This is a genomic window from Gilliamella sp. BG1 (assembly GCF_046635625.1).
GTDB lineage: Bacteria > Pseudomonadota > Gammaproteobacteria > Enterobacterales > Orbaceae > Gilliamella > Gilliamella bombi.
The window spans coordinates 1-11,853 of the sequence record NZ_JBIDFG010000004.1 but is presented as its reverse complement, the minus strand read 5'-3'; the positions used below and the strand labels follow the sequence as shown (position 1 = coordinate 11,853).

10 protein-coding genes and 1 tRNA gene are annotated in these 11,853 nt (G+C 34.3%); 10 read left to right on the top strand and 1 reads right to left on the bottom strand.

The window, feature by feature from the left end; all coding sequences use genetic code 11:
• The first annotated feature begins 43 nt into the window (after nt 1–43).
• The 4 genes from argB to serC all read left to right on the top strand — a co-directional run bounded on the left by argB (nt 44) and on the right by serC (nt 4,965).
• Nucleotides 44–823 (top strand): acetylglutamate kinase, encoded by a 780-nt coding sequence (argB, locus tag ACGH80_RS02430; RefSeq protein WP_411630483.1) that lies wholly within the window; start codon nt 44–46, stop codon nt 821–823.
• Between the two features lie 104 nt (nt 824–927).
• A complete protein-coding gene (locus ACGH80_RS02425; RefSeq protein WP_034912769.1) occupies nt 928–2,172 on the top strand; it encodes an argininosuccinate synthase in 1,245 nt (414 codons plus the stop codon).
• Between the two features lie 174 nt (nt 2,173–2,346).
• On the top strand, nt 2,347–3,732 hold the full coding sequence (argH, locus tag ACGH80_RS02420) for an argininosuccinate lyase (RefSeq protein WP_411630482.1): 1,386 nt from the start codon (nt 2,347–2,349) through the stop codon (nt 3,730–3,732).
• A gap of 147 nt (nt 3,733–3,879) precedes the next feature.
• Nucleotides 3,880–4,965 carry a 3-phosphoserine/phosphohydroxythreonine transaminase gene (gene serC, locus ACGH80_RS02415; RefSeq protein ID WP_174798383.1) on the top strand — a complete coding sequence of 362 codons (1,086 nt, stop codon included), beginning with the start codon at nt 3,880–3,882 and terminating at the stop codon, nt 4,963–4,965.
• A gap of 74 nt (nt 4,966–5,039) precedes the next feature.
• Here the strand turns inward: serC and ACGH80_RS02410 are convergent, their stop codons facing one another.
• Nucleotides 5,040–5,399 (bottom strand): DUF4156 domain-containing protein, encoded by a 360-nt coding sequence (locus ACGH80_RS02410; protein ID WP_174798382.1) that lies wholly within the window; start codon nt 5,397–5,399, stop codon nt 5,040–5,042.
• Between the two features lie 216 nt (nt 5,400–5,615).
• Here ACGH80_RS02410 and ACGH80_RS02405 point away from each other — a divergent pair.
• The 6 genes from ACGH80_RS02405 to ACGH80_RS02380 all read left to right on the top strand — a co-directional run bounded on the left by ACGH80_RS02405 (nt 5,616) and on the right by ACGH80_RS02380 (nt 11,497).
• Nucleotides 5,616–5,692, top strand: a tRNA-Ile gene (locus ACGH80_RS02405).
• 59 nt (nt 5,693–5,751) lie between these two features.
• The gene (locus tag ACGH80_RS02400) at nt 5,752–6,648 is read left to right on the top strand and encodes a ParA family protein (protein WP_174798381.1); all 897 of its coding nucleotides are present in this window, start codon (nt 5,752–5,754) and stop codon (nt 6,646–6,648) included.
• A gap of 41 nt (nt 6,649–6,689) precedes the next feature.
• Nucleotides 6,690–8,021 (top strand): replicative DNA helicase, encoded by a 1,332-nt coding sequence (locus ACGH80_RS02395; RefSeq protein ID WP_065606422.1) that lies wholly within the window; start codon nt 6,690–6,692, stop codon nt 8,019–8,021.
• Nucleotides 8,022–8,037: 16 nt separating this feature from the next.
• Nucleotides 8,038–9,654 carry a ParB family protein gene (locus ACGH80_RS02390; protein ID WP_174798380.1) on the top strand — a complete coding sequence of 539 codons (1,617 nt, stop codon included), beginning with the start codon at nt 8,038–8,040 and terminating at the stop codon, nt 9,652–9,654.
• A 23-nt stretch (nt 9,655–9,677) separates the two neighbouring features.
• Entirely contained in the window at nt 9,678–10,277 is a 600-nt protein-coding gene (locus ACGH80_RS02385) for an STY4526/YPO1902 family pathogenicity island replication protein (protein ID WP_255456967.1), read from the top strand.
• A gap of 5 nt (nt 10,278–10,282) precedes the next feature.
• Nucleotides 10,283–11,497, top strand: coding sequence for a hypothetical protein (locus ACGH80_RS02380; RefSeq protein ID WP_174798378.1), 1,215 nt, complete (start codon nt 10,283–10,285; stop codon nt 11,495–11,497).
• Nucleotides 11,498–11,853 lie beyond the last annotated feature (356 nt).

The following is an 11,853-nucleotide window of genomic DNA, read 5'->3' as shown; positions in this document are numbered from 1 at the left end:
TTTTTAATGAATTAAAAGTAGGTTAAATTAATAGGAAACTAAAATGAAACCATTAATTATAAAACTTGGAGGCGTATTGCTCGACAATAAAGATGCCTTAAGTAAATTATTTGACGTTATTAGTGAGTACAAAAAAATTTTTCAACGATCATTAATTATTGTTCATGGTGGTGGTACGGTAGTTGATTCATTAATGGATAGGCTTTCTTTACCCGTAGTCCGTCGCAATGGATTACGGGTAACTCCTGCTGATCAAATTGATGTTATTGTTGGTAGCCTTGCTGGCAGTGCCAATACTACTTTATTGTCAGAAGCAAAAAAACAGCAAATAGCAAGTGTAGGACTCTGTTTAGCTGATGGTAATAGTGTAGAAGTTAAACAAATTTCAGAAGATTTAGGTTATGTTGGTGAAGCCAAAGCTGGCGATCCTACATTAATAAATCTACTTATTAATTCGGGGTACCTTCCCATTATTAGCTCGATTGGTATTACTCAAGCGGGACAAATGATGAATGTTAATGCCGATCACGCAGCGGTAGCACTAGCTAAGACCTTAAATGCAGATTTAATATTATTGTCTGATGTAGTTGGCGTACTTGACGAAAACAAACAACGCATTGAATCATTAACTCAATCACAAGCGGAGCAACTGATTGCTAAAGGTGTTATTACAGACGGTATGGTTGTTAAAGTGAATTCAGCTTTCGAAGCCGCCAAGGCCTTAGGACGACCAATTGATATTGCTAGTTGGAAAGAATCCCACCAACTCATCGAATTATTTAATGGGCAATCAGGTACTACAGGCACAAGAATCATTGCTTAGATATTGAGCATCTATTATATTAAGCTAGTTATCTATATCTAACAATTAATAAAAAAATGTCTTTAACTCATTTTTATCGTCAGTTAATTTAGAAAGGGTATAACATGAAAAAAAGTGGAACAAAAAAGGTTGTGTTGGCTTATTCGGGTGGCTTGGATACATCAGCAATTATTCCTTGGTTGAAAGAAAATTATGGTGGATGTGAAGTTTATGCCTTTGTTGCTAATGTAGGTCAAGATCCAAAAGAACTAAAAGATGTAGAAAAAAAGGCTAAAGCATCGGGTGCAGTTGCATGTAAAGTTGTTGATTTAAGAGAAGAATTTGTTAAAGATTACGTATATCCGGTCTTAAAAACAGGAGCCTTATACGAAGGAACTTATTATCTTGGTACCTCAATGGCTCGTCCAATTATTGCAAAGGCGCAAGTTGAATATGCGTTAGAAGTTGGGGCTGATACACTCTGTCACGGAGCGACAGGTAAAGGCAATGACCAAGTGCGTTTTGAAACAACCTATACTGCACTTGCACCACAACTTAAAGTGATTGCTCCTTGGCGTGAATGGGATCTGCGTTCACGCGAAGCATTAATTGATTATTTAAAAGTCCGTAAAATTCCAACAACTGCAACCGTTGAAAAAATTTACAGCCGTGACGAAAACGCATGGCATATCTCCACTGAAGGTGGTGTGTTAGAAAGCACATGGAACCAAGCTAATACAGATTGCTGGGCTTGGACTGTTTCGCCTGAAGATGCTCCAAACCAACCAGAATTAGTAACCATTGGTATTGAAAAAGGCGAAGTGGTTTCAGTAAATGGGAAAAAATTATCACCATATAACTGTGTTGCAACATTAAATAAAATTGGTGCAAAACATGGTGTTGGTCGAGTTGATATCATTGAAAATCGCTTAGTCGGTATCAAATCGCGTGGTTGTTATGAAACGCCTGGCGGCACAATAATGATGACAGCATTACGTGGTTTAGAACAATTAATATTAGACCGCGACAGCTTTAAATGGCGTGAACAACTAGGTATTGAAATGGCTTATGTTGTTTATGATGGGCGCTGGTTTGCACCATATCGTCGATCAATTCAAGCCGCGGCTGAAGTTTTGGCACAAGACATGACGGGTGAAGTAGTGGTTAAACTTTATAAAGGTAATGCAACTGCCGTGCAAAAGAAATCACCAAATAGCCTATATAATGAAGAATTTGCTACATTTGGTGAAGATGAAGTTTATGATCATAGCCATGCAGGAGGATTTATTCGTCTATTCTCATTATCATCGCGTATACGTGCTTTAAATGAGGAACAGCAAAAACAAACTGCCAAAAAAGCGAAAAAGTAAACGCCAATTTGCAAATATACTAGTGATAATAATAAATATATACAGGCAATGTCCTGTATATATTATTCTTGATTAAATTTAAGTTTATTATAAAAATAAATATATAAAACGAAAATTGAAATTGTACAGCTAATCATTAAGATAACATTCATTTAAGATAATATTGAGGTAATTATGGCATTATGGGGTGGGCGTTTTAGCCAAGAAGCAGATCAACGATTTAAGCATTTTAATGATTCATTACGCTTTGATTATCGTCTTGCAGAGCAAGATATCATTGGCTCAATTGCTTGGTCAAAAGCATTGGTAACGGTTAACGTTATATCTTATGATGAACAAAAAAAATTAGAAAAAGCCTTAAATGAATTGTTACTATTGGTTAAACAAGATCCTAACCAAATTTTACAAAGTGATGCCGAAGACATACACAGTTGGGTTGAACAAAAACTGATTGAAAAAATTGGCGACTTAGGTAAAAAATTACACACAGGACGAAGCCGTAATGACCAATCAACAACCGACTTAAAATTATGGTGTAAAGACCAAATTCCTCATTTAATTAATGCGATAAATCACTTACGCCAATTACTAATTACAACCGCTGAACAGCACCAAAAAGCCATTATGCCTGGTTACACCCACTTGCAACGAGCACAACCAATTACATTTGCGCATTGGTGCTTGGCTTATTTTGAAATGCTAAGTCGTGATGTCAGCCGTTTAGAAGATACATTGCAACGTTTAGATGCTAGTCCATTAGGCTCAGGTGCATTAGCCGGAACTGCCTATCCAATGGATCGTGAACAATTAGCGCATTGGTTAGGGTTTGCTCAAGCAACTAATAATAGTTTGGATTCGGTATCTGATCGTGATCACATTCTTGAACTATTAAATAATGCTTCAATAGGTATGGTACACCTATCGCGTTTTGCTGAAGATCTTATTATTTTCAATAGCGGTGAAGATAATTTTGTTGAACTATCAGATCGAGTGACTTCAGGATCTTCACTCATGCCACAAAAAAAGAATCCAGATGCATTAGAACTGATTCGTGGCAAAATAGGGCGGGTTGCGGGTGCATTAACAGGTGCCTTAATGACCTTCAAAGGTTTACCGCTTGCTTATAATAAAGATTTACAAGAAGACAAAGAGCATCTATTTGACGCACTTGATACTTGGCAAGAATGCTTAGATATGGCCACACTAGTACTAGAGGATATTAAAATTAACTATACAAATTGCCAAGAAGCTGCCAAACAAGGTTATTCTAATGCAACTGAACTGGCTGATTACTTAGTTGCCAAAGGCATACCGTTCCGTGAGGCACACCACATTGTTGGCGAAGCAGTTGTTGATGCTATTGCAAAGCAAAAAGCGCTCGAAGAACTTTCGCTTGAAGAACTACAAAAATTTAGCCCAGTTATTGATAATGATGTTTATCCAATATTATCGCTAGAATCATGTCTAGCTAAACGATGTGCCAAAGGTGGGGTTTCACCACAACAGGTAAAATCAGCGATTGAAGTTGCCAAGCAACAACTTTATAAACAGCTATATTAATCTAATAACAACTATACCTGTATTAGCTGGTATTTTTATACTGAAACACATAGTTACCTGAAACTTTTTAACAAAAAATATGATTGTATATCTGTTCATACAGTGTAAAAATAGAATTCTTTTTTGAATGGATTAAAGTGAAGCATAATGAGTAAAAGTTATAATTTTAGTGCAGGTCCAGCAAAATTGCCTGCTGAAGTATTAAAACAAGTTCAAACTGAATTATTAAATTGGCATAATACAGGCGCTTCAGTCATGGAATTAAGCCATAGAGGTAAAGATTTTGACGCTTGTGCTATTGAGGCCACCAACGACCTACGAGAAATCTTAAACATTCCAAACAATTACAAAATTCTTTATTGCCAAGGTGGTGCCAGAGCACAATTTGCTGCAGTTCCATTAAATATTTTAGGAAATAAAACCAGTGCCGACTATATTAACAGTGGTTATTGGAGCCAATGCGCAATCAAAGAAGCCAGCAAATATTGCCAAGTGAATGAACAAAATGTTGTTATCAAACAAAACGGATTAACGGCTGTTAAATCTATGTTAGAATGGCAATTAAATGACAATGCTGCCTATGTACACTATTGTCCAAACGAAACAATTGATGGCGTTCAAATCTTTGAAGAACCCAACTTTGGTGATAAAACCGTTGTAGCTGACTTATCATCGTGTATATTATCGCAACCTATTGACATAAACCGATATGGCATAATTTATGCGGGTGCTCAAAAAAATATTGGTCCATCAGGTATTACCATTATCATTGTGCGAGAAGATCTAATTGGCCATGCAAAAAAAATGTTACCATCAGTACTAGATTATAAAATCTTAATGGACAACGATTCAATGTTTAACACTCCACCTACATTTGCATGGTATTTGTCGGGGCTAGTGTTTAAATGGATAAAAAGTCTTGGTGGACTAAAAGCAATGCAGCAACGAAATCAAGCTAAAGCACAATTACTATATCAATTTATCGATCAATCTGATTTTTATCGAAATAATGTTGCAGTAGCTAATCGGTCAATTATGAATGTTACCTTCTTATCACCGAATGAAGAGTTGGATAAAAAATTTGTAAGCGAAGCAACTCAAGCCAACATTATTGGCATTAAAGGTCACCGAATTGCAGGAGGTATGCGAGCATCAATTTATAACGCTATGGATCAAGAAGGCGTCAATTATTTAATTGATTTTATGCAGCGATTTGAAAAACAAAATAGCTAAATTAACTCAAAATATTACAAGTCATTACTATCAGCAAAAAGGGAGGCAAACCTCCCTTTTTCATTTAATCAGCATTATTTACAGCTATAAACCTCACCAACCATAACCGCATCTGTTGGTGCAATATCAGAAATATATTGCATTGAAGTATCCTGTGCATTATAAATCACATTACCACCCATTGCAGCAGCTTTATTCATCAGGTCAGAAGCCGCATCACGAATAAGTTCACTATGTGTTTTAAGACCAGAAAAAAAACTACTACGACGCCCCTCTGCTTTACCTAATAACTGACAAGAAGCAGCTGGTTTAGTATCAATAAACTGAACTTGACTACCGGCAGAAGTAGTTTGATAGTTAGAACTACTACAAGCACCTAAAAGCAAAGTCGCAACCATCGCAACACCAATGAATAATAATTTTTTTATAGACATAATATTTCCTCAACCAATAAAACAACAATCAATAATAAACTAAATTATTGTAGCAGTTTAATTAAACAAAAAATATCAGTAATTAAACTTGTATAAAATCTAATAAATCACAGGACAATAAATAATCAAACCGACCTATTTTATTAATTAACTATAGCAAATTCGATTTAACTCTATTATAATCGCAACCCTACTAACTAAGTAGCACATCCAAATGGCCCCTTAGCTCAGTTGGTCAGAGCAGTCGACTCATAATCGATTGGTCACTGGTTCAAGTCCAGTAGGGGCCACCATCAATCAATATCATGATTTTAATGTTTAATAAATTTTTAATTTTTTAAGGGTTAATATCATGAAAAAAAATGCAACAGTGATCACTATAGCAGACACGAAAGGCGGTTCTACCAAATCTACCACAGCAGTTAATATTGCTGCATTTATAGCACATTCGGGGTTAAAAACACTATTACTGGATTTTGATTTAGAGCAGCCTACAGCTTGTTCATATTTTCCATTGCAAAAAGAAGCTCCGTATGGCGTTTATGAGTTTCTTATAATGCATGAAACAGATTTAGATAAACTAATATCTGAGACAACAACACAAAAATTAGATGTTATGTCATCAAACAGCGTTAGACAAGAAATCGTTTCACATTTAAACGCTTCGGCCGATGGTATTATCCGTTTAAAATCATGCTTAAAACTTCTCAAAAGTGAGTATGATGTGATAGTCATTGATACTGTAGGAACAATTGATCCTACTGTTAACATGGCAGTACTTGCTTCTGATGTGGTTTTATCTCCGCTAGATCCTTCCATGCCAGGCGTTCGAGAATATCTACGGGGTACTATTTCTAATTTGTTTAGAAGTTTGATTCCTTTCACTGACTACGGAATAGAATTACCTCCTGTTTATACGTTTTTTAATCGAGTAGAAGAAAATAATGATTGCCGTCGTATAAAAGAACTTTTTAATCAACAAATCAAATCTCTGCCACCATTACCTTTTCAAATTACTGTTTTAGATAAAGATATTAAAAAGAAAAATAGTTACAAAGTTGCAGCATCACTCGGTATTGCAGCATTTCAACATTATACCGAACCAACAAATAAAGTAGCTCATCCGTATAAAATAACAAAAGCCCAAGCCCAAAGTATCAAAGATGATATTTATTATTTGTGTCAACACCTATTACCTGGGTACAAATCACAATTTGATGCATTTATGAAAACCGAAATTGCTCATTAATCATTTTTATTTCTGTTCACAATAAATAACAAGGTGATTATATGAATAAGCAATTTTATTCTAATGATACTGAGCGATCGGTACTGGGTGCATTATTAATCGATAATAGCTGTATTGATGATACATTTGAAATAAAAGTGGATGATTTTTATATACCACAGCACAAATTGATTTTTAATGCCATAGTTTCTTTAATTCAAGAAGGTAAGCATGCGGATATTCTGACTGTATCTCAGGCTCTTTCCGAAGAACAACTAAAAAATTGCGGGGGGTTAGCATATTTAGCTGAGTTGAGTAGAGATACACCACGTGCAACAAATTTTAAACACTACGCATCAATTTTACGCAATTATACAAAAGCTCGTAGTGCAAATAATATTGCAAAAACATTGATAAAAAAGCTCACAAAAGCGTCATTTAGTAATTCAGACAGCAGTAATCAGATTATAGCACAAACGGAATCCGAACTTTTTCAGTTGGGACATGCTGTAGATAATCAAGATGAGCAACTTATACCAGCAATGTTGAATAATATTATGACATTTTTGGAAACGGAGCACTCTCCATTTATTCCAACAGGTTTTAAAAATTTGGATTCTAAAATAGGTGGGTTGGAACCCAAGGAAATTACAATTATTGCCGCAAGACCTTCAATGGGGAAAACAGCATTTCTTATTTCATTGATTTACAATCAAATAATAGCGCTTAATGATAATCCTAATTTACCTATACAACCTGTTTTTGTTTTTAGTTTAGAAATGGATGCGCAATCGTTGATGTTGCGATTATTAGCTACATTATCCCATGTACCATTTATCGATATAAAAAATAAAAATCTTGACGATAGTGATTACGGAAAAATTTCTGCAGCGATTGCAATTTTATTGAAATTAAAAAAATTTCTTATTATTGATGATAATGCGTATTTAACTCCAGCTATTTTTAGACGTAAAGTTCAGCGCTATACACGTTTATATGGCCAACCAATATTTGTTGCAGTTGATTATGTACAGTTAATGTCATCAGGTGAAAAAAACAATGAAAATCGTGCTGTTGAAGTGGGCAATATTAGTAGACAGCTAAAAATTCATTGTAAAGATTTCAATATTCCTTTAGTTCTGCTTTCACAACTAAACCGCTCAGTTGAATCTCGTTCTGATAAACATCCTCTTTTGTCTGATTTGAAAGAATCTGGCAGTTTAGAGCAAGATGCGACAACAGTAATATTACTGTATCGAGATGAAGTCTATAACGAAAACAGTGAAGCTAAAGGGACTGGTGAATTAATAGTGGCCAAAGCTCGTAATGCAGCGACTGGTAAAGTAGCAGTCAAATTTGATGGGCCATACATGCATTATCAAAATTTAGTTTAAGGAAAATATTAATATTATGGTAGAACAAAAATCATCTGTTGATGTTATGCGTGAACGTATATCTACAGGTTTCCCAGACGGTGATAGGGCAACCACTAAAATTACATTGAATGAAATGCCTATGCGGGTCAGTCTTGACGAATTAAGACCTAGTCAGGTATTACCACGATTGAAAAAAAATGAATCATATGAAGATATTAAAGAATCTATTCGAAAAAAAGGACTTGATCATGCTCCTGCCATTACAAAAATGCCAGGAGAGGAAGGGTATGTAATTTCTGATGGGGGAAATACACGATTACAAATTTTGAAAGAGTTGTATGAAGAAACTGGCGATAAACGCTTTTATACAATTAATTGTATTTTCAGGCCTTGGGGCGGAGAGCTGAAATCCATTGTTGGACATTTAACTGAAAATGGCCTTCGTAGTGATTATACATTCATAGAAAAAGCATTGGGTGTTTCAAAGAGTAAAGTTTTGTATGAAGAAGAAGTAGGTAAACCACTATCTTCACGAGAGTTGAGTGAGTGTTTAAAAAATCATGGATATCCTATTTCACATGCATTGATCAACAAGATGCTAAATACAGTTGATTATTTATATCCTTATATCCCAGAGATTCTGAAATTAGGATTGAGTCGAAATCAAATTGAAAAAATTCTAATGTTAAGAAGTATATGTTGGGATTTATATAAACGTTCAGAAAAATATGATGACGACAATGCTTTTGTTGAAGGTTTTAATTTAGTATTAAGTGAATTTGATTATGAGCCAGAATTATTTAGTTATGAACGTTTACAAGACGAGATGTTTGGTTATTTTGCGAAATTGTTGGGAATTAGCTATCAGCTTTTTGAATTTGAATTAGAGGAAAAAAACCATAAAGGGATAAAGAAAAACTTGTCACCAATTGATGTTAGCAAAAATGCTGGACAAGGTGGATTGGAAGTTGTTCCAACATTAAAAGATCAATTGCAACAGGATATTTCATCAGAAACTAATGTTAGTAGCCAACAATCAACTAAAGTTGACCCAATTTCATTAAAAAGGACAAATCCAACAATCATATCCGATGATGAACCTGAATCGGAAACTGCTTATACTGTTTTACCCTCTGGTGATATTACTGTACATGACGGAGCTGATGTTGAATTAGTAATGGAAGACATAATTAAAAGTACTGATTTAACTAAAATTAATCCACATGCTTATAGTCTCAGTGCTAATTTAAATACATACGGGAAAACGGAAAGAACACCTATCCTAGATATTTGGAAACTGCCTGAAGAAGCTACTAATTATGAATATGTTTTTCGAGATATTGCAGGGCATGTACTTGATATTTTTGATGAGCTAGGCATCAATAACCAATCTTTTGCATTTTCAATTGACGATAAAGATAAATCAAAATTACCCATTATTGCATTTAATCCCCTCTCTACAGAAGATGAAGTAGATAGCAAAAAACGCACCGCATATAAACTATTATTATCATTACTTACAAAACAGACAGAAGAACTAATTAGTATGCATTATTTAATTACTGAATTCAATGATTTTTTAGTGATTAAATTTTTACGAATTATTCGATTGTTCCGAGTTTATAACGAGTTTTTAAATCAACAACATTAAATATAGGAAATATAGGGCATATCATGGTAAGTGTCAGTAATAATATAAATTTGGCGATATTGAACATGGTTCATAATTTTATTAATGAAGGAAAGATTCACTCATTAATTGAAATGGGATTTACAATTGAACACTTAAAACAAATGAAAGAATTGAGTTATTCACAAGTTACTTATATTGCAAACTCACCTGTGCTATTGATTCAAGTTACTATAGATACAAAATTATTTGATGTTGTACTTGCAAGAGCAAAAGAATTTGAAGAAAGAAGCCATATTATTGACAAAGCACATTCACTAGGCGCATCTATAGAAATTTTAAATAAATATTTTGGGTTATCAACATCTGATATTAGTTGTTCCAGAAAACTAAAGGATTTAACTGTATCAAAGGGGCGTTTTAGGAAACCTGATGAAGCCGAAAAAATAGTTATTTGGGAACAATGGCAGCTTAAAAAAAATGAAAATCCAGATATTGTAATAAATGATGATCTAAATCGCTTGTTAGTTTATATGGATATTACTCAACATGTTTCGATGATGAGCGATGATAATACTGAGCCTTTGACATTAACATCGGTAATTAAAGAGCTAGAGCCATTAATTAATTCAAATAGTTTGTAAATATTATGGTAGATTTTGAAAATCAAATTAGCGTATTACGTAATACATTAGTTGAGCAGAAAACAAATAGCATTTCTTCTGATGAAAAGATTGCCATGTTTTTTGCAGGTCATCAATATGACTCAATGCCTCGCGCATTATTAGAAGATGATTCAATTACATCATTAGATAAATATGCTTGGCAACGGTTGTATATTGAATTACAAAAATACAGGCACAATAACTACTTTCCAACTTACGATAATTTACAAAAGCTGTGGGGGAACCTAGGCGGTACATTGTCTAGAAAAACTGTACGAGAAATACTTTCTAGATTAGTTTTATCGGGCTGGTTGTCATTTAGAATGATTAGAAGTAGTAATGGTCAAATTATGGGTAATATTTATATTCTTCATAATACAGCACTGCCTCTTGAAAAGATTATAGATGACAGTGTTATACACATTTTAACATCATTGTTAAATAAAAGTAGCATTACAAAATCATTAGCGATACTTGCATACAATCTAATCAACGAATATATCAATAAAAGCACTCAATCTGACAAAAACATTTTTTTGCACATTAACGATTCAAAAAATGAAAGCAATATAAATTACAAGTTTAATAATATTGCATCATCGTTACTCACTCACTTACAAAACTTATTAAGTTCCCAGAAGAAACTAAGTGAAAAAACGCCAAGTTCCCAAAAGGAACTAAGTGAAAAACAACTAAGTTCCAAAAGTGAACTAAGCCTAAACTCACTAAGTTCCAAAAAGAAACTACCTAAAAAATCATTATGTTATGATTCACCTAGTAGTACTACTAGTAGTAGTTTATATAGTAGTACTACTAATAGTAATGTTTTTTTAGATTTAAATGTTCCAGGTAACATTAAAGCTAATCTTGGTATTCAAGGATTGAATGATGTTATCAGTGCGATAAATAAAAATAGTTTAGACATACAAATTGCCAATAATGTATTAAAAACTATCTCGATGAAAGATATTACTAAAATTAAAAATATGACTGCTTATCTTGTAACAAATATACAAAAAGCCGCTCGGGGTGAATATAACCTCATTTCAACGCGTAATCAGGGAACCACAGCAGATGAGGATCCTAGCAAACAGGAAATTTCAAGAGTCTTACCTGTTGAGAAGAAGATGATTAGCAAAGAAGAAATAGAACAACTCTTGAATCCATTAAAAAACATGTTATGTGAGGTTAATCCTTAATGTAACGGGGGGTTACAGCTAGCTAAGTAGTCTAATTACTGTAACGGGGGGTTACAGCTAGCTGAGTAGTCCAATTACTGTAACGGGGGGTAACAGCTAGCTGAGTAGTCCAATTACTGTAACGGGGGGTTACAGCTAGCTGAGTAGTCCAATTATTGTTACGGGGGGTAACAGCTAGCTGAGTAGTCCAATTACTGTAACGGGGGGTTACAGCTAGCTGAGTAGTCTAATTACTGTTACGGGGGGCAACAGCTAGCTGAGTAGTCTAATTACTGTTACGGGGGCAACAGCTAGCTGAGTAGTCTAATTACTGTTACGGGGGGTAACAGCTAGCTGAGTAGTCCAATTACTGTAAC